The sequence below is a fragment of the Paenibacillus marchantiae genome (genome assembly GCF_028771845.1).
GTDB classification, from domain to species: domain Bacteria; phylum Bacillota; class Bacilli; order Paenibacillales; family Paenibacillaceae; genus Paenibacillus; species Paenibacillus marchantiae.
Window position 1 is genome coordinate 4,398,303 of sequence record NZ_CP118270.1, and the last position, 25,574, is coordinate 4,423,876.

Consider the following 25,574-nt stretch of genomic DNA (forward strand, 5'->3'; position numbering starts at 1 on the left):
AGGAGAAGGAGGGAACTCCCTACGATGCAGGAATATGAGTATGAGCATGCAGAATTCATCTACTATAAGCCAGGTTATTTGGATAAAGAAGAACACATCTGGCCAGTCCGGGCAGGGCGAAGTATAGCCAAATCCAATTACCGAGTTGGCCCCAAACGTATCGAGTGTTACAGTCTTCATTTTGTGCATGAAGGTAGGGTCAGGCTTGAATTTGATGGCAAGCGAGTGGACCTGCAGAAGAATGATCTGTTTTGTCTGTTTCCCGGCAGAACCTATTACTATCACATGCTTCCCTCGGAATCTCCGCTGAAAATGAACTGGCTGGCATTGGATGGGCCTAAAGTCAAACCTTTATTGGAGCTGGCTGGTTTAACTCCGGAAAGTCCGTTTGGCAAACAGATGTTTTCTCCACAGGTCCAGGAAACGTCCGAACGACTGATTCATGCATTAGCATGTGTGGAACGGTGGAAGCCAGCAGTATCGCTGGAGTTGCATGGGTTGGTATATGGATTGTTAGCCAGCCTTGTTCCAGACACCAACTACGCACAGCCTACAGAACTAGCGGGCTGGATTCATGAATGCATGGATTACATGGAATTGCATGCAACAGAGGGTATTTCCGTGCAGCAGGTCGCCGACTTCGCAGGGGTACATCGTTCATACTTCTCCAACATGTTTACCACTCAGGTTGGACTGCCTCCGTTAAAATTCATGCAGAGAATACGAATGGATAAGGCCAAACAGCTTCTAAAGGATACGGATGCTACCGTTACGGAGATTGCTTTGTCTCTCGGTTATCCGAATTTATATTCATTTACCAGAGCATTCAAAATCTATTATAAAGTACCTCCAATCATGATGCGGAGAGCCTCAAGCTGATCCTGAAAAAACGCATGTCCAGTACGGAGAACGCTTACTTTTTTATTGGATCTTGAAAAAGGAGACTCCCACAATGAAGCTCTCTACATTGCAGAGATGGATTTCACCGAAACGCAGCATTCAAGGGAAAATTTTTATCGCTTTTATTGCCGTTACCCTAGTATCCATTATTTTAATTACGGTCATTGTTTATATGAGCATGCGTGAAACGATTACGCAAAATGCGATTACTTCGGTTTCGGACAGCATAAGGCAGGCGGATGAATCATTGAATATAATGCTGGAAGAGATCGACCGTCTGAATACGGTCGTGGTGACTAACAAAAACACGGTCATTGACACTTTGCTCAGTCCGAATGAAGAGATCAGCTATGAGTGGTTTCAGGAACAGAAGCGGATGGATGAATTTCTATCGTCGCTGATCGATTATAAAGCTTACATTTCACGGATAGCCGTTGTGGGCCTGAGCGGGAAAGTTTTTTTCTCAGGTGGACCTTGGCTGGACAGGACCATCTTGGGTACGCCAATGATGAATTACATGCTGCAAAATGGATCAAAGCACGCATATTTCAAGCAGACAGGAGTATCAAATGCGGTTACCATTGGTCGGGAGATTCGTTATAACCGTGCGACCATAGGGTTTGTCATGGTGGATCTTAATTATGAGTTTATCCAGAAAACATATGACGTGAGACCAACTACAGATAGCATGATCTATGTGCTGGACAAGGGAAATCAATTCATCTATGAAACCCGAACTGACTCACCTCTTACTCCATCTTATCAGCAAATTAAGAAGATCAATCAGCAATTTACAACGAATGGTGAAGCGGTCAGGCGCTACATTGATGGAAAAGAATATATCGTTGTTCGCCGTCAATCCGACTATACTGGGTGGAGTACTATTTCTTTGGTTCCGATGGATTCTCTGCTGACCGAATCAGTGAAGCTGCGCAACCTGCTGGCAGAGGTGTCCATTATTGTGTTTGTCGTTGTACTGATCGTTTCACTTCAAGTCTCTTCCCGAATTACCCTGAATATCCGAAAACTAAAATCACTGATGATGTTGGTGAAGGACGGAAATCTGACACTTCCCCAAAATGAGATTAAAAGTGAAGATGAGACAGGACAACTGTACCATGTCTTTATCGGTATGGTGGAAGAATTGAAAGATCTGCTCGAAGGAATCCGCGTCAGCGAGAAAGAGAAGCGGGAAGCTGAGCTTACTGCGCTCCAAGCACAAATCCATCCTCATTTTTTATACAATTCGCTCAATACGATCAAGTATCTGGCCAGGCTAAACGGAGTTCCAAACATTGAAGCGGTCTCAGGATCGTTGATTGAGCTCATGCGAAGTGTCCTTGGTAATTCAAGCGAATTTCTTACGGTACGTGAAGAATTGGCTTATGTTGAGCACTACATTTCCATCATGAAGTACAGATATATGAAGCCGATTCGGATGATTACCGAAATTGAGGATGACGCATTGCTGGAATGTCGGGTGCTGAAGCTGATGCTGCAGCCCCTGGTTGAAAATGCAATTATTCATGGAATCGGACCACTTGAACAGGATGGATTCGTGTTGATCCGGGTGTATGAAGAAGGAAACAATCTCAATATTGATGTGGTGGACAACGGAAAGGGGATCACGGAGGAGCAACGGGAGTATTTACTGAAAGGTACGGGTACAAACGGAGAAACATCACGTTTTAGTGGAATGGGTGTACGTAATGTACACGAACGAATCGTTCGCACATACGGCGACTCATATGGTGTCCATTTGTGCAGTGAACCGGGGGTGTACACCAAAGCTGAAATTTGGCTCCCCAAACTGGAGAAAAGTATGGAAAATACCAAACGAGAGGTGATATAAGCCATGTTTCAGGTGCTACTCGTCGATGATGAACCCTTAGTATACCATAATCTATGGACATTATTGGACTGGGCTGACTATGGATTTGAATTATGCGGTCAGGCGCATAATGGGTTAATTGCTTTAACGATGATTGAGCAGTCGCCACCGCATATTGTCATTATTGATGTAGATATGCCTGAAATGAACGGTGTAGAGCTCAATCGGGCTATCAAGGAACGTTTTCCGTGGATTAAGACCGTTATGCTCAGCAGTTATGACGATTATGACTATGTGCGAGATTGCCTGAACAATGGCTCCATTGATTATTTGCTCAAGCATCGATTGGATGAGTCAACGCTGCTCAACATCCTGAATAAAGCCGTATCGGAATTGCAGCAGGAAGATCGGTTGCGTGAGAAACAGGTCGCCGAGAGTGCCATGGCCGAGAAAGTGAGTCCCGAGGTTATGCGCGAGTATTTGCTGTATTTACTCAAAAGACAGACGAAGACAACGTACGGGTTTGAAGACGTTTCCCAGAAAGACAATCTGTATCCGCATGCGTCCAGATATGCAACCGCAGCTTTACAGATTGTTCCGTTCCTGCTGCTGACAGAGTCGTACAGTGACGTGCAGACCAATGGTCTGGTTCAGCAGGTGGTCGATATGATGCAGCAGAGCCTGGGTGATATCCATGAGCGGACAGCGGTGTACGTTGAGGAAGGGCGATTTGTTATCGTGTTTTCTTTCAGGGAACGAAGCGAGCACATCATGCAGCGTGAGGTAGATGGACAACTGCGGAAGATTCAGCATGCGTTGGAACTGTTCCTGAATCTGCAAAGTGTAACCGCAGTAGGGCCAATATGCACCAGTCTATCACAGCTTGCATCCAGTTACTGCTCCGCCGAATACGAACTCGATGGATCTTCGTCTGTGAAAACGCTCAGAAGCCATACCCTCCAAGTTAAAAGTCCATGTTCGGACAAGCGTTCACATGAAAACGATCAGAGTCAACGAGTTTCTCTGACCATTGAGGAGCACAAGCAGCTTCTGTTATCCATTGAAAGGTTTGACAAGCAAGGCGTGCATCAATTGATTTCCACTATTATTGCTTCGATTGACCACTTGCCTATCCATTCACATACGGTTCAGATGATTGTCAGCGAGCTCATGCAAACGGGTGATAAAGCATGGAGGACCTGCTTGCCTTCCACAGATCCAGCGGTAGCTAATCTGCCTTCAAGAAGCGAGCTTGGGCGCATGAAAACGATAAGAGAACTGGAGCAAGGCCTGCAGTCCTTTTTCTCCAGTCTGTTTCATTTGTTGAATCAACATCGTGTAATCGGTTCCTATTCTCGCCATGTCACGCAGACGATCCAATTCATTCTGGAGAGGTATTCCGGTTATGTCACATTGGAGATTGCGGCAAGCGTTATCGGCCTGAATGCCTCCTATTTAAGCAGAATATTCAAGGAGGAGACGCAGCGGACTTTTTCAGAATATCTGAATCAGGTTCGGATTGACGCAGGGTGCAAGCTGCTGGACAGCGGCCGATACTCGATTAAAGAAATAAGCTTGCAAGTGGGATTTACGACACACAACTACTTTTTCAAAGTATTCAAAGAAATAACGGGTTTAACACCGCAAGCGTATTTGAGCAATCCAGGAAAAAGGAAGAACGAAACGAAACTCCCGACTTTGCACTTGGGAAACTAGGCAGATAAGAGCAGAACTCTAAACTCGTAAAATATGTGGAGTAAAGGGTCATATTATTGTAATTACCTTCCATGCCCGGTGAATTATAATGAGCACACACCAACCGTGAACGCTTACAAATTACGTTGGTGATAAAGAATTGTGGGGGGCACAACTTTATGCGCAAACGCTGGGGAAGAAATATGATCATGATGATGATCGCTTCCAGTTTGATGCTGGCTGGATGCAATTCCGGTGGAAGCAATAACGAAGCTTCACCAGAGGTTTCGAAGAACGACGTTCATACGAACGGGTTTCCGATTGTGGACGAACCGGTGAATCTCAAGATGTTTACCCGCATTGCACCCGTAAATGGCCCTTTCAAGGAGATGCCGGTTTTCCAGGATTACGAGAAATTAAGCCATGTAAAGGTGGAATTCATTGAAGCGCAGACGGATGGTTTTCAGGAGAAAAAAAATCTGTTGTTTGCTTCGAATGAACTGCCGGATGCCCTGTTCCGTTCAGGTATTTCCCCGCTTGAAGCCATCCGCTATGGCTCTGCCGGCCAATTGATCCCACTGGAAGGTCTTATCGATGAATATGCTCCGAATTTGAAGAAATTAATGGAACAATATCCCGAAATTCGCTCGGGTATTACTACACCAGAGGGCCACATTTATACAATTCCGGGTATTGTTACGCTAAGTGCGGCGCGTACGGATAAGAAATGGATCAATCAGATGTGGCTGGACAAGCTGAATCTGAAAGTGCCGGAGACCACCGAAGAACTTTACAATGTATTGCTTGCCTTCCGTGATGGTGATCCGAATGGAAACGGCAAACAGGATGAACTTCCGATGACAGCCCGCGTAGGATTGGCTGTTGTAAACGCGATGAGTGGGTCATTCGGATTGGATTCACAGCTCGGCTATAACATTAATATTGAAAATGACAAAGTTAGTATCTGGATGGGCAGCGACCAGAATAAAGAAATGCTGATGTACTTAAATAAGCTGTATAAGGAAAAGCTGCTGGATCAGGAAATATTTTCACATACGGAAGCGCAATATCTGGCCAAGCAGGGATCGGGAAATACAGGTTTTTTCTTTGACCAGACGAATAATAACTTCTTGTCGATCAAAGACCAATATACTGGTATCGCCCCACTGGAAGGTCCACAAGGTGACCGTTTACAGAGTCATGCTCTGCCAGTAGCCAGGGATTTTGGAGCCTTTGCAATCACATCCGTCAATAAATATCCTGAAGTCACGATGCGTTGGATTGATTATTTCTACAGTGACGAGGGTTCTACCCTGCTCCGATTCGGAAGAGAAGGCGAGCATTACGAGATGAAGGATGGTATTCCTTACTATAAAGAGGACTTCCTAAAAGAAATCAGTAACCAGGCCAAAATTACGCCTTATGCCGGCGGAGGCGCGCCACATCTCATCAGTGAACAGGTTGCTTCCTTTATCAATCCACCTCAGGTGCAGGAGGCGCAGCAAAAGCTCGATCCGTTCATGCCAAAAGTTCGCTATGCGGCTCCGATGTTTGATGAGCAAACCGCCCAGGAAGTTAACATCCTTCGAAATGATATCGATAAATATTACGAAGAACAGAGTACAAAATTTATAGTCGGTGCAATCGGTTTTGACAAGTGGGAGCAATTCCAGGCCACGCTCAAAAAGATGAGAGTTGAGGAACTGGAGAAGTTGTATCAGGATGCCTTTGACAAGATGCAGAAATAATGCTGAAACATCATGGATGAGGAGCAGTTGCCTATGAAAAGCGTCAAAACCGATACAACGATGACGATGCCACGAAGCCATCCGAAAAAGAGTTCAGGCCTGTTAAGACAAATGGGTAAAAGATTGGACCTGTACCTTATGCTGCTTCTGCCAGTCACTTGGTATGTGGTATTCCACTATGCCCCTCTGTATGGACTGCAAATTGCGTTCAAAAATTTCAATCCGGCTAAAGGGATTCTGGGCAGCAGCTGGGAAGGCTTTGGACACTTCGAACGATTCTTTGATTCCTATTATTTCTGGAGACTTCTATGGAATACATTGTCAATTAACTTGTTCTCCTTATTAATTGCTTTTCCGATTCCGATTCTGCTAGCACTAATTATTAACGAAATTCGCAATAAAACCTTCAGCAAGTGGCTGCAAAATATTACGTATATTCCCCACTTTATTTCAGTGGTCGTTATCGTTGGCATACTGAATGTGTTTCTCTCGCCTCATACGGGTCCAGTCAATCTGTTGATTGAGGCTTTCGGAGGTACACCGATCCGTTTTCTTGAGGAAGCAGGTTGGTTTAAAACCATTTTTATCAGTTCGAATATATGGCAGAACATGGGCTGGCAATCCATCATCTATATTGCAGCTTTGAGCGGAGTGAATCCGCATCTGTATGAAGCTGCCAAGATGGACGGAGCATCAAGGCTGCGGCGCATTTGGCATATTTCGCTGCCCGGCATCGCTCCAGTCGTCATCATTTTGCTCATATTGGATATCGGTCATTTCATGAACATCGGGTTTGAGAAAATTTTGTTGATGCAAAACAATCTCAATCTGGAATCGAGCGACGTCATTTCCACGTTTGTCTATACGACAGGTATTCTCAAGGGAGAATACAGTTATACAGCTGCTATCGGGCTTTTTAATTCAATCATTAATCTGCTGTTACTTTTACTGGTCAATCGGATTGCGCGCAAGACGTCTGAGACGAGCTTATGGTAAAGGAGGGTAAGATCCCATGTCCAAGCAGGCGACAATACAAACCAGTTCCAATGAACGGATTTTCGATGTAATCATCTACATCATAGCCTCAATCATTATCATCGCTGTGCTGTACCCACTGATTTTTATCGTGAGTGCTTCGTTCAGTGATCCCACAAAAGTATTAAACGGAGAAGTCTGGTTACTACCCAAAGGACTGACGCTGGATGCTTACACGAATATTCTACACAACGAGAAGATTTGGCTGGGGTATCGTAATACGATATTTTATACGGTTGTGGGCACTGTGATTAACATTATCATGACCGTATTGGCCGCATATCCTCTTTCCAGACCTGACCTTCCTGGACGTAATGTAATCATGGTTTTCATCACGCTAACAATGTTCTTCAGTGGAGGATTAATTCCAACGTATCTATTGGTCAAAAATCTGGGCATGGTGGATACGATGTGGGCTCTGATCATTCCCGGCGTAATCGCCACGTACAATCTGATCGTGATGAGAACATATTTTCAGTCGAGTATTCCTTGGGAGCTGCAAGAAGCTGCCCATATGGATGGGTGCTCCAATTGGCGGTTGCTTGTGAGCATTATCCTGCCCCTGTCCAAGCCGATTCTGGCCGTAATGGTGCTGTTCTATGCCGTAGGCCATTGGAATTCTTTTTTTAACGCGCTCATCTATATTCGTAACGAAAATCTGCATCCGCTTCAGTTGGTACTGCGCGAAATTCTGCTGATCAGCCAATCCGATGCCGTGGACGGCAGCCTTGGATTGGAAGACAAAATCCTGCTCGCGGAGAGCATCAAGTATGCGGTGATTATCGTCTCCAGTTTGCCTGTACTGTTGATGTATCCTTTTGTGCAGCGCCATTTTGTTAAAGGGGTCATGATTGGATCGATTAAAGGTTAAATCCATATCAACCACAATGATGGAGGACTTATGTTGAAATCAAACGCCAGAATTAGTATAGATTGTAGTCGTGTAAGCGAACACACGGTCAACCCTTTTTTGTTTGGGCATTTTGTGGAAGACATCCGAGACCATATGGAAGCGATGCTTGCATTTCCATTGAAGGATATGGACTTTGAAAGCGAGGCTGAATCAAGCGCTTCTGTATCGGGAAGCTGGAGTACCTACACCAACGGAAGAAATACGCAATATGCAATGGAAGCCCCGGCTCCCAGACATTCGGGTCGCGCTCAGCGTATTCGTATCTTTAGTGATGATGAAGCGTACGCCGGGATTGTACAAAGCTGCGCATTGAAAGGGCCTATGGACTACACCGTTCGTATAGTTGCGCGATCCTCCATCGAACTCCAGTATTTGATGGTGGAGGCGGTCGATAGACGTACGGAAGAAGTGCTCGGTCAGTTGAAAATCGAATTGCACAGCCATAACTGGCAGGATTATGAAGGACGGCTGACGATCCTACGTGCTTGTTCAGATGCAGAGATTCGGGTGTATGTTCCGACAGAGCATCCAAGATGGATCGATCATGTCTCCACGGGAATGCTCTGGCTGGACCATGTGTCTTTATTGCCTGTGGATCATATTGCTCTGGTAAAAAGCGAAATAATAGAGATGACCAGAGAACTAAACGCAGGCATGATGAGACTTGCAGGGAACTACATTAGCGCCTATCACTGGGAGCATGGCGTTGGGCCGATTCTGGAGAGGCCAGTCATGTACAACGAGGCATGGGGAGGATGGACCAGCAAATATTTCGGAACGGATGAATTTATCCGCTTTTGTTACGAGCTGCAGGTGGAACCTCTGATTTGTGTGAACGATGGATCGGGTACACCTCAAGAGGCCGCCCAATGGATTGAATATTGTAATGGAAGTGTAGATACCCCAATGGGGGCTCTTCGGGCGAAGAACGGATCTCCGGAACCATATCATGTGAAGTATTGGGAGATCGGCAACGAGGTGTGGGGGCAATGGCAAGTTGGAGCTTGCTCTGCGGAGCAATTTGCGGAGCGGACCGTGCAGTTTGCCAAAACGATGAAGGAAGCAGATCCTTCCATTGTATTGCTGGCCTGTGGACATTACGAGCAGGATTGGAATAAAACTGTGCTTGCTCTGGCAGGGGAGTATATCGATTATTTAACATTACATTTATACCACGGCTACGGTCCCTTTGGCATGAATCGGGATACACCGGCTGAGGATCGGTATAAAGCAATGGCTAGTTATCCCGAGTGGACCCGGCACTATATACACCAAACAATGGAGGTCATTCATTCCGACATCAAACATCAGCATGTGAAGCTGGCCATCACCGAATATAACACGATGTACTATCCAAACACTGTGCGAAAAGGACTGCCAGACGAGCATACCCTTGGAGCAGCCGTGGCGAATGCCGCCAATCTGAATGAAATGATTCGTTGCAGCGATAGCGTGCAAATTGGCAGTTTCTCCGATCTGGTCAATGGTTGGCTTGGGGGATGTATCCGTGTCGGGGATTTCTATGCGGATCAATATCGGGGCAAGCATGCTGGATGGAGTGGACACCCACTCACGATCTATGGAACTCCAACCTATGAAGTATTAAAGCTTTACGCGAATCGGGATATTCATCATATCCTGCCTGTAGAAGCTGAATGTGGAACATTCTCTGTAACTTCAAACCAAAAAACGCCTGTAGAGCTGGATGCACTCCCCGATCTGGATGTTGTAGCCGGAACGAATGTTGATGGCAGCAGGGTCACCTTGTTTATTGTGAACCGAAGCTTGGAGGAAGTATCGGTTGAGCTGGATTTACAAGTTTTCGATGCGAGTGAAGAGGGGACCTTATATGAGATTACCAGCGATTCGTACAATAACATCAACTCCGTGTTTCAACCCAATCATATCAAGTGCACAGAACGGAGTGTTTTGACCGAGGATTGGCAGCGTGGTTACGCATTACGTCCTTCATCCATCTATGTACTGGAGTTTGGAAAGGTAGACCGATTGTCTCGACATCCCGGACTGTAGACAAATAGGGTTTCAGAACCTGTACCTAAGTTCTGAAACCCTATTCTCTGTTCTATGGTGTCTTGACTACCAATCAATCCGATATTTGCCTGATGAAAGCAGGCATTTTAAATAATTACTTGTTTTCGCTTATACAAAACGGGTATTGCCGCTGCTATAAGGATCACACCCATAATGGCGGGTGCAGCATGACCAAGCGATACATAGATTTGACCTCCAATGATAGGACCAATCATTCTAGCTAAAGCCTGAATAGATTGGCTACCGCCTTGAACCCTGCCTTGTTCACTAGAATCGACAGATTTGGAGAGCATGCCATTGAAGGAAGGCCCGAAGATCGAATCACCAAAACCAAAGATAAACATGCCCACGATAAACAGTGGATAGAATGAGAACAAAGTAGATAACGCAATGAGACTGTAGCCTATTATCTCTGAAATCATTCCAAGAATGGCGATCTGTTTATCGCTAAGCTTTTTCAAAAGCTTAGGCATGATGAGACCTTGTGAGATGATATCCTGGACACCCATAATTGAGAACATAAGTCCGATGATTGCAGGCTTCCAATTGAAAGTATCCATTGAAAATTGTGAGAAAACGGCCTGTAAAGATCCGTTGGGTATCCAAAGTAAGAAGGCTGAGATAAGTAGTCTGTTTAAGTTTTTCATGGAAAGCAGGTTTGCAAGCTGTATGAATGGATTAAGTCTCACCAAAGTAATTTCTTTCAGTCTATGTGTCTTAGCAAGACTCTCAGGCATAAAAAAGAATCCATATATAACATTCACCAAAGTTATGATGGCTCCAAAATACATGGGTGCAGAATAATCAATCTTGGCGAGTAATCCGCCTACAGTCGGGCCAATGACGGTGCCTACACCTACAACCGCACTCACCCATCCAAAGTATTTGGTTCTCTGTTCGGGTGGGATGATGTCCGCAAAATATGCGAAGATTGTACCTATGCTTCCTCCTGTGATACCCTCGATTATACGCCCCGCAAAGAGTACCCATAGGGCTCCGCCTATGCCGAAAACCAAGTATCCAATTACGGAACCCAAAAGGCATACCAGGAGCAATGGACGACGGCCATATTTATCGCTCAGAGCTCCAAGCACGGGAGACGCAAAAAATACGCAAAAGGCATAAACAGAGGTCAGCAGCGTAACAACGATAGCTTGTTCTCCTGGACTGCTTGTATAAGGCTGTACTAGAAATGGGACAACAGGCGCGATAATACTGAAGCCTATTCCGCAAAGAAACACAGAGATCAGACCGAATAATAAAGCGTGTTTGTCTATGGTTTGTTCTGTGTTCTGTGTATGATGTGATCGTGATTTAAACATTAAATTCTCCTCTCAAACGTCGTGATTTTATTTCCTTGGAAACATTAATATCGTACAACTGCTTTGTTTCCTTGTCAACAAAATAATAACAATAAAAAAACAGCCTGTTCTCAAATAGAGTCCGGCTGCCTTTAGTTTAACTTTCATTATTGAGATTTATTCCGACTTCAGATCTGTACCCAGCTTCTTTATTTCTGCATCCAGATGCCGATTATACTTGTCCACGAAGTTAAGCATACTGTCAAATTGTTCGTCGGTTACCTGTTCGAATACAACTTTATCTCGCTCTTGAAACTCGTTGTGAAGATCCTCATGGATTTGATAAATGACTTTCCCTTGCTCTGTAAGCCTAAAATAGATCTCTTTCTTGTTATCCGATTTCTGATAGCTTTCGATCAGGCCTTTTTCTATGAGCTTCTTCGTTAATTTACTTATCGCACCTCTAGTCATATAAAAGGACTCTGCAAGCTTTGTTACATTGGAATCTGCATTTTTTTCAATGTATTCGATGCAATGTACTTCAGAAGGTTTATACCCCTTAAGACTTTCTTCCATCTTATCTTTATTAAGCCAAACCAGCTTGTTATATAAGTCCCTGAAACCCACTAAGACCTGTTCCTCTTTATTCATGGCCTATCCTCCCACCCATTGGTGCATTACAATATTATATTCAATTTTGGTTTCCAGTTCAAAAATATTGAAAACAATTATTTAGGAAGGGATCTATACGTGATAAAAGAGAGACAAAAGCTTCTAAATTACAGTGTAAATCAAGGTTAATTTCTGAATAAACTTTTTTCTTAACGACATACTACTTCAGAAGAGGTGGTAAAATTTGCAGCGAATCCATGAACAGGATCTTCACGATATTGAAAAGCAACTCTATGACCGTTTCGAAAAGAGCACGGATTTCAGCAATAAAGACGTGCTTATCGCCAATCAGAAATTCAGAGCATACTTCGTGAAAACGCTAGTCGATCTTCCGACAACGTTGTCCACAATAAATCAAGCGGCAAGTGGTAATGAGAACGAATCTTTTCTGAAAATGTTCAGTCCTTTTGAAGAAGAAGCATCCATGTCATTGGACGAACTATGCAACAATCTCCTGCATGGGAAACTTGTGTTGTTCAGCACAAAAGGATTAGCAGCAGTCATTGAACCGGAACCTCCTGGAATTTCACGGTCCGTAAGCTCGCCAGAGAGCGAAAATCCCCTTCAATCTGCATTCGATGCTTTTACAGAAGATATTGATAAAAATATAGGTTTGTTGCGAAAAAAAATGATATCCGACCAGTTGGTGATCGAAAGCAGAGAGACAGGGGTTCAGTCTACCAAGAAAATTGCCATGGTGTACATTGAGGGAGTTGCGCAACCGAAAGTCATTGCGGCAATTCGGGATAAGCTGGAACAAAATAAAGATAAGGAACTGAATACGGTAAGGGACCTGCTTAGTATACTGGGGCATCCCAGATTCTCAATAACGCCAACGTATATCTCTTCGGAGCTACCGGGTGAGATGGTACAGAATATGATGAACGGAAAAGTGGTTATTTTGATTGACCAATATTCGTTTGCTTTTGCTTTCCCAGCGATCATAACGGATTTGTGGTCAACTACGTTGGACGTCAACTACCCGTATCTATTTCAGGTGTTTTTACGAACCATCCGGGCGATTGGTGCACTTTTGGCTATCACACTTCCAGGTCTGTATATTGTGCTTAATTCGGTAAACCCGGAACTGTTGCGAATCCAGTTAGCCATCACGGTAGCCAAGAGCAGGGAAGGGGTCCCTTATCCTTCGTTGATCGAAATGCTGCTGGTAATGTTGCTTCTGGAGATGATTATCGAAGCCACGATTCGACTACCAAAGAACATCGGACCCACCATAACCATGATTGGCGGTATTCTGTTGGGTCAAGCCATTGTCCAAGCTAAACTTGTCAGTAATCTATTAATTATTATTCTAGTTGCCTCTGCGATCGCTAATTTTGTGCTGGCGGGTTATATGAATACGACGGGTATACGAATGTATAAATATGTTGTCATGATCATCAGTTCCTTCTTTGGGATATGGGGTCTTGAGGCTGCGATGATTTGGATTATATTGTATTTTTCCTCGTTGAGTACTTGCTCCGTTCCCTACTTAAGTTTAAGTGTGAAAGGAAAGGCTCAGGATGAATAAAGCCCAGATTCTTACTATGTTTGTTCTGCTTCACCTCGCTTCGATCTTTGCCATCTTTCCTGAACGGATCATCTCTGCGACTTCAAAAGGACACTGGGAACCCATAACGATCCTCTTCTTGGCAGAGCTACTGGTTCTATGGATGTACTTAAAAGCGTTGTCGCAGTTTCCGGGGAAAACAGTGGTGGATATCTGTAATGAATCACTGGGCAAATGGCTAACGAGACTGATCGTTCTGCCGATGTTGATCTTCCTATATATCGAGCTGTTATTGCTTATGTACTTCCAGTCTGTCGAAATCAAAGCTGTATTACTACAGAGAACACCGCCAGTAGCAACATCAGCTCTCTTTATCGTTCTGTGTTTCTATGCTGTTTGGAAGGGACTCGAGGTCATGATTCGGGCGAGCATCGGATTGTGTATTCTCTTGATGCCATTCATTTTTTTCTCCATGATGATCAGCATCCAGAATTTCAGAATCAGCTACATTTTTCCGATTTGGGATAGTGGAATGTCGTTTTTCTCCAATTCGGATTTCTATGTATGTACGGTCATTTCAGCCGGGTTCCTATTCCTTGGCATGATTCCCTCCAAGCAACGGCTTAGTTTTGGTAAAGCAGCTGCTGCGGTTGGTATCATATTTGTGTTTGCTTTGGGATCTGTATATGTTCCGCTTCTCGTATTCGGTCAGGAAACGGTAATTCATTTGCAATATCCCATGCTTATGGCATCGGATACCATTGATCTAGAGTGGGTTGTATTTGACTGGCTTCCAAGCTTCTACGTGGTAGCCTCCAGTGCGCTGGGTGTTCTAAAGGTTTCCGTTTTACTCTGGATTCTGGTGTCCCTGCTGAATCAGTTATTTATGCCGAAAATCAATCGATTATGGGTTCTTTCCGTGGTGTGCTTCACCTTGTACGTGTTCAGTCTCATGATACCGGATGTCAACGCTTTGAATTCATACCTGTACCTGAATTCTTTCTTTTGCGTTTATAGCGTTATCGGTTTTCCAATCATTGTATTCCTCGCGGCGCAATGGCAGCGAAAGAGGGTGAGTACATGAACATGCGCATCATCAAGACTCTGATTGTAGGCTTATCTATGATGATGTTACTTCCGGGATGTTGGGATACCAAGGATATTAACAAACAATATCTGCCTGTTGTCATGGGAGTGGGAAAGGGAAACACGGAAAAATACAGGATCATTCTCCAAATACCCGATGCATCAGGCAAAACCCAAATTCTTGACAAAGAAGCGAAATCCATCAGTAAAGCCATTGATTTGATTCGCACGGATTCCGAAAAAAGCATCGAATTGGTACATTTGAGATTATTGCTAATCGACAGGAAAGTCGCAGAGCAGGGAATTGATAACATCATCAATTTTGCTGTGAGAGCGAATGATATCTCGATTAAAGGCTTGGTAGGGGTTATTGACGGTGATTTTGAGAAGACGATGTATCATCAAATTTCGCCAACACCTGAAATTTCTTCCTACGACTTTTTTAGCCAGGATGCCGGGTGGACGCCCAATCAATCCATCGTCCGAATATGGGAAGCTTATCAAAACCAAAATTCATATACGGAAGACATGGCCATCCCCATGCTCAAAAACGGCGATCGAACTTTGTTCACCTTTAAAGGCACGGCCGTGATGCGGGATGACCGCATGGTAGGAACGCTCAATCAGGAAGAGACACTTTTGTTTAATTTATTTAAAGGCAAATATTCAGGGGGAACCATTGAAGTGGCACAGAACACGAGTGTTCTTATTCAAGACACCAAAATCAAACACAAGACCTCCTGGTCGGAGAACGGGCCATCCATCCTGACGGATATTCTTCTCAATGTAGTGATTACGGAAAGCCCTGAAAGTAAGGGTAACGCGGTGATTGAGAAAGAAATGAAAGAACAGATCAGCCAACAGTTTAATGAAACGGTAAGGAAGGTTCAATCTTTTAAATCGGATGTATTGGGTGTAGGCATGATATTTCGACCCCAACTGTCGGAGGGGAAATTAAAGGAATGGAAAACCAAGTGGTTTCCGAAGCTGGAGCAAAAGATCAACGTTCGTGTCAACGTTCTGAACGAAATTTATTTTAAAGAAAATGCCAATGATAATGATAGTCAGGGGCAAATGTTAAAAAAATAGCTTAGCATTGTTAACTCCGCTATAAGCGAGGAAAATGCTATACCGTTATGAAGTCGCCCTGGTGGCGACTTTTTTTATAATATCAGAAAGGTTCAGCGTGAGTTTTTATTTATGAAAGATTCAGCTCCAATAACGTATTTACTTGTTCTTCCATGACATGAGGTGGATAGGGCATTTGGTTTATAAACCACCATTCCACAATTCCCACATACGCTGGCGCAAAGAATTGAAGCAAAATATCTTCACTTATCCCGCGATTTTTTCCCTCTTTCATGTCCCATCCGTTCTTTATATCCTCGATGACAAATTGGAGAAAACGGCTGCGAAAGAAGGGTGCTCCTTTACTTGTTAACATAGCTGAAAAGAATAAATAGTTGCTCTCAAAGTATTCAAACCAGCTCATTCCCCCATCTGTAGCATTCGTTTCAGATTCGGATTCACACAATACCTGTAGTTCGTTCACATGTTCCTCGATGAGCTTATCCAGTAAATCATACTTATCCAGATAGTGAAGATAGATGGTTCTGCGGCTAACATTCGCTGTGTCGGAAATATCCTGAATCGTAATCTGGTCAAAATGCTTTTGAGACATAAGTTCAATCAACGCTTTTTTAATGGCATCTTGAGATTTGAGTATTCTTCGATCCACTTTGGGCATTTCGAGTCACCTGACTTTCCTCTGTTTGTATCCAAATTTCCACGATCTGTGCACTAATGCACAAATCATCATCTTTTAGTCATTGTAGATAAGACGTACTTTCTATAATAATACACATAAGCGCAAAAATACATTCTTGTGCATTTATTTTTTATCTGCGCCATTCGTAAGTTTAGAGAATGAATCAGAAATAGTGAAGGAGTTTTGCTTGTGGTCAAATCAAATCATGTACTCATGTATATATTAATTATCGGTGTTTTCGGCATCCTAACTACAGAGATGGGCGTCATTGGGATATTACCTCAAATAGCTGATTATTTTCATGTCAGTGTTTCCAAGGCTGGCTTGCTCGTGAGTCTCTTTGCACTCGCTGTTGCGATTGCGGGTCCTACGATGCCTTTATTATTTTCCGGTATAAACCGTAAAACAGTGATGTTACTCGTGCTCGGTATTTTTGTTGTATGTAATATTATTTCCATCTTTGCACCAACGTTCACCGTTGCCCTCGTGGCTCGTATCATTCCGGGCTTTTTCCATCCCATTTATTGTTCATTGGCTTTGACCGTAGCAGCGACCTCTGTAAGCTGTGAAGAAGCTCCCAAAGCGGTATCTAAAGTAATGCTTGGAGTCACCGCAGGAATGGTACTTGGCGTACCAATCACAAACTATATCGCGAATGGAACATCGGTAGAAATGGCAATGGTATTCTTTGCGATCGTAAACGCGTTGGCATTTCTGGGTACATGGATATTTATCCCCTCTATGCCTGTTAAGGAAAAACTTGCGTATGGAACACAATTGGGAATCTTAAAAAGAGGTATCACTTGGCTAGCCATCGCTGCAGTGATCCTTATGGCTTCGGCACCAGCAAGTGTGAATAGTTACATCGCAGAGTACTTGGGCTCTATCACTCATATTTCGGGAAAAACATTGAGTATCGTGTTATTTATATATGGTTTAGCCAGTCTAGTGGGAAACGTGGTGGGAGGCAGGCTGCTTTCTAAAAACACACGTAAAACCGTTATACTTTTTCCCGTAGTATTGGGCATCGTATATCTTTTATCCTTTTGGACGGGCACGTCCACTGGACCTATGATTTTAACCGTGATTTTATGGGGAGTATGTTATGCAATAAGCAATCTAATTGGTCAGTATTGGATCACCTCTGCCGCGCCAGAAGCGCCCGATTTCTCGAATGGTTTGTTCCTTTCATGCGGTAATTTGGGAATAACCTTGGGAACTGCTGTAGGCGGGCTGTTCATCTCGGGGATTGGCACACAGTACATCGTGCTTGGAGGTGTATTGTTCCTGGTACTAAGTCTGTTATCCATTTTGCTGAGAATTCGATTATTTGACCCCGTAAAAAACAACATGTAAGCTAAGCAACCTTAAGTGACATACACAAAAGGGAAATGTTCATTATTCATCATCTTGCTTACCACATAATGAACATTTCCCATCGTGTTGTTTACTAATGCACGTTTTATAGCCATTTGGGAATTGCGAGATTTTTTCTCATGCTTAATACTATACTCAAGAATAGTTATTCTTCCGTGTGTATCTTATGCAGGCATCAGAGCTATCTGCAAAGGTAGCAAAAACCATCCGAAAGCGAGGAATACGCAAATGGATTATGTGAAGCTTGGCAATACAGGTCTGGATGTGTCCCGTCTGTGCTTGGGCTGTATGGGATTTGGTACAGCCGTTCCTGGAGGCCATCAATGGGTCATTAATGAAGAGAACAGTCGTCCCGTTATTAAAAAGGCGTTGGATTTAGGCATCAATTTTTTTGATACAGCAAATGTATATTCAGCTGGAACCAGCGAGGAAGTGATTGGGCGCACCTTACGTGACTATGCCAATCGAGATGAAATTGTACTTGCAACGAAAATTAATGGTCGTATGCACCAAGGCCCAAATGGTGCCGGACTTTCCCGTAAGGCCATTATGAGTGAGATAGATAAAAGCCTGAAGCGGCTGGAAACAGATTATGTGGATTTGTATCAGATCCATCGTTGGGATTACACTACACCCATTGAAGAGACGATGGAAGCCTTACATGATGTGGTCAAAGCAGGAAAGGTAAGATACATAGGCGCTTCTGCGATGTACGCGTGGCAGTTTTTGAAAGCGTTACATGTAGCTGAGCAAAATGGGTGGACCCGCTTTGTATCCATGCAGGATCACTACAATCTTATCTATCGTGAGGAAGAAAGAGAGATGCTTCCGCTCTGTAAAGCTGAGAAAATCGGTGTGATTCCGTATAGTCCGCTTGCGGGAGGCCGATTGACAAGAGACCCTCAGGAAAAAACACATCGTTCCGAAACCGATCAGATTGCAAAGCAAAAATATGATGCAACTGCAGATACCGACCGATTGATCATTGATCAGGTTGCCGCGATTGCTGAGAAGCATGGGGTTCCTCGTGTACAAATCGCACTTGCCTGGTTACTGCAAAAGGAACCAGTCACAGCTCCCATCATTGGTGCTACCAAAATATCGCATCTGGAGGATGGCGTAGCCGCTCTTTCGATTAAGCTAACACCTGAAGAAATAGCATCGTTAGAAGAACCCTATGTGCCTCACCGAATTGTTGGTCATCAATAATCAAGATGATTGGATAAGGAAGATGGAAAAAACGTAAATTAACAGGTTCATCACATATACAAACAGAAGTCGCCTAATTGGCGGCTTCTTTATTTTTTATCTGGCAATGCAGCATCGAATAAATTCGTTTTAGAGTGTAATGGAATTAAGCATTCTGAGATGGAGGAAGTCTTCGTAAAATAACATATCGCAGTGCTTACGATTATAAGGCTTGGTTAAGGGGATAATTGTTAATTGGAGAAAATCATTCACAATATACAGCTGTAAAGGAGCGGGATCATGTCCTTCTTTAGAACACTTTCCGTACGGGCAAAGGAAGACGAGTTGATGGACGATTTCTCCATGGGGGGAGAAGAATTGAGCGAAGCGCTCAAACATCTGAGAAGGCTGAACAAAATATTTGCTGCTCCCGCTCCAACCCGCGCAGGGGTGGAAAAGTTATGGAAAGCGATTGGCAGTCCAACTACGCTGACCCTTCTTGATGTGGGAGCAGGTTCAGGTGATGTAAACCAGAAGTTATTGCGCTGGGCGGACCAGAAGGGAGTTAAGCTTGAGATTACTCTGGTCGATCTGACAGAGGAGGCATGTGAGCAAGCGAGAAACCTTTTCCGGAATGAACCGAGAATCAAGGTTCGGCGTGCCGATGTCAAGGAATTGCCGGATGCCTCAGCAGACATCGTAACCGGCTCGCAATTTGTCCATCATTTTGAAGGAAAGCAACTCGTGGAGATGGTCTCGCATATGCTGCGTGCCTCCAAATATGGCGTTGTCATTAACGATATCCATCGGCATCCCATATCTTATGCGGCTGTCTGGGTAACCACTCGAATTATCTCACGCAATCGGTATATTCGTCATGATGGACCGCTGTCTGTTGCAAAAGGCTTCACGGGAAGGGATTGGCGAGAATTGAAACAGCAGTTGAACCATGACACGCTGACCTATGAATGGAAGCCGTTGTTCCGCTATTCTGTCGTGATACCCCATCAAGGGACGTTATCATAGCATCATTACATCAATAGGCAGTTATCATAAATGGACAATGAAAGGCGGGTGTTCTTACGTGTCTACACCATTGGATGCCATAGTCATCGGAGCGGGAATTGCCGGCAGTACCTGTGCGTTGCAGCTTGCCAGGCAAGGGCATCGGACACTGCTGCTGGATCGGCAGGAATTTCCACGTCACAAAACATGCGGTGAATTTATGTCGCCTGAGACAACGGAGATGCTGGATTATTTGGGGATCAACCTTAGTGAACAAGAGATAAAGCCGAGTACGCTGGATCATGCCAAGATCATTATGCCTCAGGGCGGGGAGATCGTGGCGCCTTTGCCGGGATTGGCCTATGGGATTAGCAGATATGAGCTGGATCGGATTTTACACGAGCAGGCTACAGCCGCAGGCGTTGAGATCGTTACGAAGGCAACGATAACCAACATTCAGCAGTTAGATGATTGTAGCTATGAAATCGAAGCCAAACAAGGACATGAACGAATTCAGTATAGAGCAAAAACCGTTATTGGAGCCCATGGCGCGAAGAAGCCGCGCGGGATGACCTCGCCAGCAGAGCTGCGGGATAAAACAGCATATGTTGGTGTCAAATCACACTATCGGGGGATCACCATCCCGCAACGGGTAGAGTTATATTTTTGCAAGGGAGGGTATGTCGGCATTTCACCGATTGAGGAGGGTATCGCAAATGTAGCTGCATTGCTGACACTTGATACGGTGCGGGGAAGCGGCAAGTCTGTAGAGGATATTTTGCAGGCAGCGTCCCTAACCAACGAAAGATTGGCCGCGAGGCTTGCTGAGGGAAGCCCAGTTCCAGGAACACAGGTCTCGATTGCACCACTCCATCTATCCAATGTTCCTGAACCGTGGTCCCAATATCCTCATATTGGGGATGCGATGCTGATGATCCCTCCCCTGTGTGGTGACGGGATGTCCATTGCACTTCGTTCCTCACTGCTGTGTGCTGAATGGACTGACAGGTATCTTCAAAGGAAGATCAGCTTTACGCAATGGCAGCAAGAGTATTCGAAAGAAGCCAATCTTGAATTCTCCCGACTGCTCCGGCGTGCACGAAGAATTCAGAAGCTGGCTTTTGCCAAAACGAATAAATTCTATCCTGGTTTGGCCCGGATGGTACCTGGTCTGGCGACTTATCTGGTGAAGGCAACACGGTTATCAGAAATCAATCTTGTCCATCGATCATAGATGGCAGCAAAGTGACATCCATAAAGTAAAATCCGTAGGAGTAGGGGGCGGCTTATGCCTGCCTCTTTTTGTTGTTTCTTTGCCGATTTTGACGAGACCGTTTAGAATTCTGCCAAATACTCGTATAATAGAATCTAATTGTAGTTATAGAGACAAGAGTTAGACTTGAATTCGGGAGGCATTATTTTAAGATGAACTATTCATTTTCCAACCGGATTGCTGCATTGCAGCCTTCCATCATTCGTGAGATCCTGAAGGCTTCTTCGGGCCAAAATGTAATTCCGTTCTCTGCGGGGAATCCCGCTCCGGAGACGTTCCCTATTGAGGCGATTCGCACATTCACTCAATCGATTCTGGAACAGGACCCGGTAACAGCACTGCAATACGGAATTACCGAAGGCTATGCCCCGCTGCGTGATACATTGACTACACATCTGAAGACAGGCTTTGACACGGGCAAAGCATCGGATGAACTGTTCATTGTATCTGGAGCACAGCAAGGAATTGAACTTGCTTGTAAAGTATTCTGCAATGAAGGCGATACGATTATCTGTGAGAGCCCGAGCTTTATCGGTTCACTGAACTCTTTCCGGGCTTCAGGTGCAAACCTGGTCGGCGTTCCGATGGAGACGGACGGTATGGATATCGGGAAGCTGGAGCATGCCCTGCAAACCGAGCAGAATGTAAAGATGATCTATGTGATTCCGAGCTTCCAAAACCCTACAGGTTTTACCACCAGCCTGGAGAAGCGCAAGGCAATTTATGATCTTGCCAAGAAGTATGGAGTTATGATCCTAGAAGATAACCCTTACGGAGAACTTCGGTTTCGTGGAGAAGATGTAGCGACAATTAAGTCGATGGATGATGAAGGTCTGGTTATTTACGTAGGTTCCTTCTCCAAGATTCTGTCCGCTGGCTTGCGTGTTGGTTATGTTCTGGCTCCTTCCGAGGTTGTTCAGAAGATGGTTGTTGCCAAACAGGGAGAGGATGTACATACAGCCATGCTGCCGCAGATTCTGGCACACAAGTTCATGACTGAGTATAACTATGCAGAGCATATCAGCAGTATCCGTGCGATTTATCGCAGGAAGTCTGCCTTGATGATTGACAAGCTGCAGGAGCATATGGGTGAGTCCATTACCTTTACTCAACCGGATGGAGGGCTGTTCCTCTGGTGTGATCTGCCGGCTCATATCCCGATGCTGGATTATGCCAAAACAGCTGCTGCGGAAGGTGTAGCGGTTGTTCCGGGAACAGCTTTTCTCGTCGATGAGAACGAACCCTGCAATGCCATCAGACTTAATTTCTCAACACCTTCCGATGAGCAAATTGTGAAGGGCATCGAAATTCTGGGACAGGTTCTGCACAAATTCTAATTGGAGGCATATTTCATGAATCAACGTTTTCGGATCACTCGATCCATGCAAGAAAATAACGAGGAGCAATCCATCTCCTTGGAAGAATGCAAACAGTATTTTGCATCCAAACCGGACTTCACGTACTCACCTGTTCTTACCGTCCAGGGACCGGAGAGCGTCATGTCCATCGATGGGGATTTCTTCATGTGGACGTATGAGAACCTGCAGATTCCATTTCGTCTGTATATGGGAGATCTGTATGTTGCCATTGTCAATGAAGCTGTCGTTCCGCAAATGATTGAAGTTGCAACGGATTTGCGATCCGATGTGGTTGAAGGGTAAGCAGAGGCTTGGAATGAAGTCATCCGTCAATTGTAACCATAAAAGTGTCGGGAGAGTCGCCAATCTGGCGACTTTTTTGTTCTGAATCTATTCGTCAGTTTGCTTATTGAAATATTCAATCGATGGGGAATTGACGCTTAGGACCTGTTCGTGATAATTTATATAAATCACAAAATCCAATAAATCCAATGAGGGAAAGGGGTTTTACGCAATGTCGTCGATCGTACTTGCTGCCGCCGAAGATATTCGAAGCGAGGATTCGGAACTTTTAATCAAGGAGCTAAGCGAAGAACTGGGATTGTTATATGGCGGCGATGGGACAGCGGGATTTCAGCCATCCGATGTGGAGACACCGCGAGCAGCCTTTATTGTCGCGCGTTTGGATGGATATCCGGTAGGCTGCGGAGCCATCAGGCCCCTTGATGATACATCTGTGGAGGTCAAGCGTATGTATACACGTTCGGATTTCCGTCGTAAAGGTGTGGCCCAGGCCATTCTGGCCGAAGCAGAACGTCTTGCGCTCGAATTCGGCTACACCAATCTGAAGCTGCAGACTGGCCCCAAACAGCCTGAGGCGGCGGCCCTTTATGAAAGAGTTGGGTACTATCGGATACCGATTTTTCACGGGGATTGGGATCGAGTACTTGCTTATCAGAAAGATCTGGTACTCAGTGCAACCCAAAGAAACGAGCATTCCTCATTGAACGCATAGATATCATCTATAACAAACGAACCGAAATCTCTTGTCAGCATCCAGAGATTTCGGTTCGTTTTTTTGGTGTGTGAAAAGTTAATGGAATCAAGAATATCTAAATTCCTTTACTCTTTTATAACAGAGGCATTGACAGCGTCTTCCATCTGATTATTGTAGGTACGGAATAAGCCAAGGCGCCAAAAGGCTGCCCCTTTTAGATCATACCGCTTGGCAAGACCCAGTTTATCATCTATGGAAGATGAGGTTTCACTATTTAAGCTAATACCGAGCAAAAGCTTTTGTTTGGAAACGCCAGCATCTAACGCAAGCTGGATGGCCTGATCCACAAGACTGTTTGGCTCAGGAACCTGCGATTTGGTGCCGACCGGATTATATTGGTAAGCCATAATGATGATGTCGTCTGCCAACGAAGCGAGCGTTTTGTAATCATAGCCTTTATATGCACTATTTAATGGAGGTACAGCCAAAGATAAAGCGATGTCTTTAGGCAAGGAATCCTTCAATTGTTTGACATAATTGTTCAGCAGCTTCTGCTGCTCTACTGCGTCTAGCTTAAAACCTAGTCCTTCAAAATCAAGAACAACCCCTCCGAAACCATTCTCAGCTATGGCAGCAGTTATGCCCTCAATGGACTTCTGGCGCATGCTGCTGTCACTCAACACCTTGGTCAGTTCCCCGTTTCCATCCAAAGAATAAACCATAAGATACGGTTTAATACTCTGTTTCGCTGTATCAGCAACGATGGATTTAGGTGTAACGTCACCGGCAGCAGCAGGAATTTGATACTCATCACCCTGAAGCGTAAATTGACCTTCACGATCGATGCGACTCCAGCCAAAAGCGACGGAGTTCATGGATGGTACCAAATCGATTTCCTTATAGGATTGCAGCGCATAGAAGGCTCTCAAATGCATTTCACGTTGAGGTGAAACAAGAGAGACGGTACGAGTTGACTGGTTCCAGCCTACATTAACACCGAACTGACTACTGAACGAACTAAGTGGAATAAGCACACGACCTTCCCGCTGAACGGGTGGCGCTGCGAGCTTAACTTTTTCTCCATTGACGGTTGCTGTGGTGCTTCCCACTTGAAGAAGGACTTCTGTCGCTTGACCTTTTACCTTTCCAATCGCTTTCACGGTTTGCGCCTTACTGTTCCATGTAATGCTAATTCCCAGGGCTTCGCCAACCGTCCGGAAAGGGACATAGGTAACACCTTTATCAATCAGAGGGGCTGCATCGAATTTCAGAGGAACATCATCTAGCAAGACCGAAATGGCCGGTGCAGCATAGGCATCATTAAGGTTTGCAGTGGTTCCGAGTAAGGATATGGCAAGAATAGTGGCAGCAGCAGTCTTTCCTATTCGTGTATGTAACATGTTTTTTGCATTCCTCCAACTCATCAAATATAGTAGAATTGCATCTCATCTGAATCGTAATCTAGCATAAAATAGTATAGCAAAATTTTCATAGAGTTCCAATTACAAGATATGATGGGTTAAAGTAAATACGCAAAGAAACGGAAATTCGTACAATTTCGGTTTCTTTGCGCATAATCGCATTTCCATTTTTTTATTTTTAAAGGGAATGAAATCAGAGGAAGTTGAATGCTCATTTTACAGCTGTGGTATTACCCATTTTATTCGTATCGGCAGCCAGATTCGCTGCTTCTTCCTCCGCTTTGAGGATCGAGAAATAACCAAGTATATCCCCGATCACGTTTAACGTTAGTCCGATTTTAGCTAATTCCAAGGAAGTTAGCTCCTCGTTCATCAGGTTATTTCTTTTGCCTTTGGCCACGACGTCACCCCGAGAATCAATTTTATTTCAACATATGTTAATCA

22 protein-coding genes are annotated in these 25,574 nt (G+C 44.5%); 17 read left to right on the forward strand and 5 right to left on the reverse strand.

Translation table 11 applies throughout. The annotated features are described in order from the left end of the window. Window positions 1-24 precede the first annotated feature (24 nt). From PTQ21_RS20060 to PTQ21_RS20090, 7 genes are all read left to right on the forward strand, one after another. Window positions 25-879 (forward strand): AraC family transcriptional regulator, encoded by an 855-nt coding sequence (locus PTQ21_RS20060; protein ID WP_090949808.1) that lies wholly within the window; start codon window positions 25-27, stop codon window positions 877-879. A gap of 73 nt (window positions 880-952) precedes the next feature. After that, on the forward strand, window positions 953-2,752 hold the full coding sequence (locus PTQ21_RS20065) for a sensor histidine kinase (protein WP_274566871.1): 1,800 nt from the start codon (window positions 953-955) through the stop codon (window positions 2,750-2,752). A gap of 3 nt (window positions 2,753-2,755) precedes the next feature. Next, a complete protein-coding gene (locus PTQ21_RS20070; RefSeq protein ID WP_274566873.1) occupies window positions 2,756-4,447 on the forward strand; it encodes a response regulator in 1,692 nt (563 codons plus the stop codon). Window positions 4,448-4,605: 158 nt separating this feature from the next. Beyond that, window positions 4,606-6,174, forward strand: a complete 1,569-nt coding sequence (locus tag PTQ21_RS20075; RefSeq protein WP_274566874.1) for an extracellular solute-binding protein — start codon at window positions 4,606-4,608, stop codon at window positions 6,172-6,174. Between the two features lie 33 nt (window positions 6,175-6,207). Beyond that, on the forward strand, window positions 6,208-7,170 hold the full coding sequence (locus tag PTQ21_RS20080) for an ABC transporter permease (RefSeq protein WP_274566875.1): 963 nt from the start codon (window positions 6,208-6,210) through the stop codon (window positions 7,168-7,170). A 16-nt stretch (window positions 7,171-7,186) separates the two neighbouring features. Beyond that, entirely contained in the window at window positions 7,187-8,080 is an 894-nt protein-coding gene (locus PTQ21_RS20085) for a carbohydrate ABC transporter permease (protein WP_274566877.1), read from the forward strand. A 33-nt stretch (window positions 8,081-8,113) separates the two neighbouring features. Further along, window positions 8,114-10,153 (forward strand): alpha-L-arabinofuranosidase C-terminal domain-containing protein, encoded by a 2,040-nt coding sequence (locus PTQ21_RS20090; protein WP_274570536.1) that lies wholly within the window; start codon window positions 8,114-8,116, stop codon window positions 10,151-10,153. A gap of 107 nt (window positions 10,154-10,260) precedes the next feature. Here PTQ21_RS20090 and PTQ21_RS20095 read toward each other — a convergent pair whose 3' ends face one another. Both PTQ21_RS20095 and PTQ21_RS20100 read right to left on the reverse strand, forming a co-directional pair. After that, complete coding sequence (locus PTQ21_RS20095) at window positions 10,261-11,496, reverse strand: MFS transporter (RefSeq protein ID WP_090806195.1); 1,236 nt, start codon at window positions 11,494-11,496, stop codon at window positions 10,261-10,263. Between the two features lie 156 nt (window positions 11,497-11,652). Then, the gene (locus PTQ21_RS20100) at window positions 11,653-12,126 is read right to left on the reverse strand and encodes a MarR family winged helix-turn-helix transcriptional regulator (protein WP_063565106.1); all 474 of its coding nucleotides are present in this window, start codon (window positions 12,124-12,126) and stop codon (window positions 11,653-11,655) included. A gap of 205 nt (window positions 12,127-12,331) precedes the next feature. On the opposite strand from PTQ21_RS20100, the gene PTQ21_RS20105 reads away from it, so the two are divergent. The 3 genes from PTQ21_RS20105 to PTQ21_RS20115 are packed head-to-tail and all read left to right on the forward strand — an operon-like array spanning window position 12,332 to window position 15,832. Further along, window positions 12,332-13,678 carry a spore germination protein gene (locus PTQ21_RS20105; RefSeq protein WP_063565105.1) on the forward strand — a complete coding sequence of 449 codons (1,347 nt, stop codon included), beginning with the start codon at window positions 12,332-12,334 and terminating at the stop codon, window positions 13,676-13,678. Next, on the forward strand, window positions 13,671-14,741 hold the full coding sequence (locus PTQ21_RS20110) for a GerAB/ArcD/ProY family transporter (protein ID WP_063565104.1): 1,071 nt from the start codon (window positions 13,671-13,673) through the stop codon (window positions 14,739-14,741). Before PTQ21_RS20105 ends, PTQ21_RS20110 begins: the two co-directional genes overlap by 8 nt. Beyond that, window positions 14,738-15,832, forward strand: coding sequence for a Ger(x)C family spore germination protein (locus tag PTQ21_RS20115; protein ID WP_063565103.1), 1,095 nt, complete (start codon window positions 14,738-14,740; stop codon window positions 15,830-15,832). Before PTQ21_RS20110 ends, PTQ21_RS20115 begins: the two co-directional genes overlap by 4 nt. A 109-nt stretch (window positions 15,833-15,941) precedes the next feature. Here PTQ21_RS20115 and PTQ21_RS20120 read toward each other — a convergent pair whose 3' ends face one another. Further along, window positions 15,942-16,490 (reverse strand): TetR/AcrR family transcriptional regulator, encoded by a 549-nt coding sequence (locus tag PTQ21_RS20120; protein ID WP_274566882.1) that lies wholly within the window; start codon window positions 16,488-16,490, stop codon window positions 15,942-15,944. 210 nt (window positions 16,491-16,700) lie between these two features. Between PTQ21_RS20120 and PTQ21_RS20125 the strand changes: the two genes are divergently transcribed. From PTQ21_RS20125 to PTQ21_RS20155, 7 genes are all read left to right on the forward strand, one after another. Further along, entirely contained in the window at window positions 16,701-17,867 is a 1,167-nt protein-coding gene (locus PTQ21_RS20125) for an MFS transporter (protein ID WP_274566883.1), read from the forward strand. Window positions 17,868-18,116: 249 nt separating this feature from the next. After that, window positions 18,117-19,097 carry an aldo/keto reductase gene (locus PTQ21_RS20130; protein WP_064638520.1) on the forward strand — a complete coding sequence of 327 codons (981 nt, stop codon included), beginning with the start codon at window positions 18,117-18,119 and terminating at the stop codon, window positions 19,095-19,097. 279 nt (window positions 19,098-19,376) lie between these two features. Beyond that, window positions 19,377-20,102 carry an SAM-dependent methyltransferase gene (locus PTQ21_RS20135; RefSeq protein WP_063565099.1) on the forward strand — a complete coding sequence of 242 codons (726 nt, stop codon included), beginning with the start codon at window positions 19,377-19,379 and terminating at the stop codon, window positions 20,100-20,102. 58 nt (window positions 20,103-20,160) lie between these two features. Then, window positions 20,161-21,315 (forward strand): NAD(P)/FAD-dependent oxidoreductase, encoded by a 1,155-nt coding sequence (locus PTQ21_RS20140; RefSeq protein WP_269056312.1) that lies wholly within the window; start codon window positions 20,161-20,163, stop codon window positions 21,313-21,315. Between the two features lie 191 nt (window positions 21,316-21,506). Next, window positions 21,507-22,691 carry an aminotransferase-like domain-containing protein gene (locus tag PTQ21_RS20145; protein ID WP_063565097.1) on the forward strand — a complete coding sequence of 395 codons (1,185 nt, stop codon included), beginning with the start codon at window positions 21,507-21,509 and terminating at the stop codon, window positions 22,689-22,691. Window positions 22,692-22,706: 15 nt separating this feature from the next. Beyond that, on the forward strand, window positions 22,707-23,015 hold the full coding sequence (locus PTQ21_RS20150; RefSeq protein ID WP_063565096.1) for a hypothetical protein: 309 nt from the start codon (window positions 22,707-22,709) through the stop codon (window positions 23,013-23,015). 211 nt (window positions 23,016-23,226) lie between these two features. Further along, window positions 23,227-23,727 (forward strand): GNAT family N-acetyltransferase, encoded by a 501-nt coding sequence (locus tag PTQ21_RS20155; protein ID WP_072732788.1) that lies wholly within the window; start codon window positions 23,227-23,229, stop codon window positions 23,725-23,727. A 107-nt stretch (window positions 23,728-23,834) separates the two neighbouring features. On the opposite strand, the gene PTQ21_RS20160 is transcribed toward PTQ21_RS20155, so the two are convergent. Both PTQ21_RS20160 and PTQ21_RS20165 read right to left on the reverse strand, forming a co-directional pair. Next, a complete protein-coding gene (locus PTQ21_RS20160) occupies window positions 23,835-25,109 on the reverse strand; it encodes a stalk domain-containing protein (RefSeq protein WP_274566886.1) in 1,275 nt (424 codons plus the stop codon). A 232-nt stretch (window positions 25,110-25,341) separates the two neighbouring features. Continuing rightward, complete coding sequence (locus PTQ21_RS20165) at window positions 25,342-25,482, reverse strand: hypothetical protein (protein ID WP_157258453.1); 141 nt, start codon at window positions 25,480-25,482, stop codon at window positions 25,342-25,344. Window positions 25,483-25,574 lie beyond the last annotated feature (92 nt).

Excerpts from the sequence above, each read along its gene's own strand:
- PTQ21_RS20060 (WP_090949808.1), top strand. The coding sequence starts at position 25 with ATGCAGGAATATGAGTATGAGCATGCAGAATTCATCTACTATAAGCCA.
- PTQ21_RS20065 (WP_274566871.1), top strand. The coding sequence starts at position 953 with ATGAAGCTCTCTACATTGCAGAGATGGATTTCACCGAAACGCAGCATT.
- PTQ21_RS20070 (WP_274566873.1), top strand. The coding sequence starts at position 2,756 with ATGTTTCAGGTGCTACTCGTCGATGATGAACCCTTAGTATACCATAAT.
- PTQ21_RS20075 (WP_274566874.1), top strand. The coding sequence starts at position 4,606 with ATGCGCAAACGCTGGGGAAGAAATATGATCATGATGATGATCGCTTCC.
- PTQ21_RS20080 (WP_274566875.1), top strand. The coding sequence starts at position 6,208 with ATGAAAAGCGTCAAAACCGATACAACGATGACGATGCCACGAAGCCAT.
- PTQ21_RS20085 (WP_274566877.1), top strand. The coding sequence starts at position 7,187 with ATGTCCAAGCAGGCGACAATACAAACCAGTTCCAATGAACGGATTTTC.
- PTQ21_RS20095 (WP_090806195.1), bottom strand. The coding sequence starts at position 11,496 with ATGTTTAAATCACGATCACATCATACACAGAACACAGAACAAACCATA.
- PTQ21_RS20100 (WP_063565106.1), bottom strand. The coding sequence starts at position 12,126 with ATGAATAAAGAGGAACAGGTCTTAGTGGGTTTCAGGGACTTATATAAC.
- PTQ21_RS20110 (WP_063565104.1), top strand. The coding sequence starts at position 13,671 with ATGAATAAAGCCCAGATTCTTACTATGTTTGTTCTGCTTCACCTCGCT.
- PTQ21_RS20115 (WP_063565103.1), top strand. The coding sequence starts at position 14,738 with ATGAACATGCGCATCATCAAGACTCTGATTGTAGGCTTATCTATGATG.
- PTQ21_RS20120 (WP_274566882.1), bottom strand. The coding sequence starts at position 16,490 with ATGCCCAAAGTGGATCGAAGAATACTCAAATCTCAAGATGCCATTAAA.
- PTQ21_RS20130 (WP_064638520.1), top strand. The coding sequence starts at position 18,117 with ATGGATTATGTGAAGCTTGGCAATACAGGTCTGGATGTGTCCCGTCTG.
- PTQ21_RS20135 (WP_063565099.1), top strand. The coding sequence starts at position 19,377 with ATGTCCTTCTTTAGAACACTTTCCGTACGGGCAAAGGAAGACGAGTTG.
- PTQ21_RS20145 (WP_063565097.1), top strand. The coding sequence starts at position 21,507 with ATGAACTATTCATTTTCCAACCGGATTGCTGCATTGCAGCCTTCCATC.
- PTQ21_RS20150 (WP_063565096.1), top strand. The coding sequence starts at position 22,707 with ATGAATCAACGTTTTCGGATCACTCGATCCATGCAAGAAAATAACGAG.
- PTQ21_RS20155 (WP_072732788.1), top strand. The coding sequence starts at position 23,227 with ATGTCGTCGATCGTACTTGCTGCCGCCGAAGATATTCGAAGCGAGGAT.
- PTQ21_RS20160 (WP_274566886.1), bottom strand. The coding sequence starts at position 25,109 with ATGTTACATACACGAATAGGAAAGACTGCTGCTGCCACTATTCTTGCC.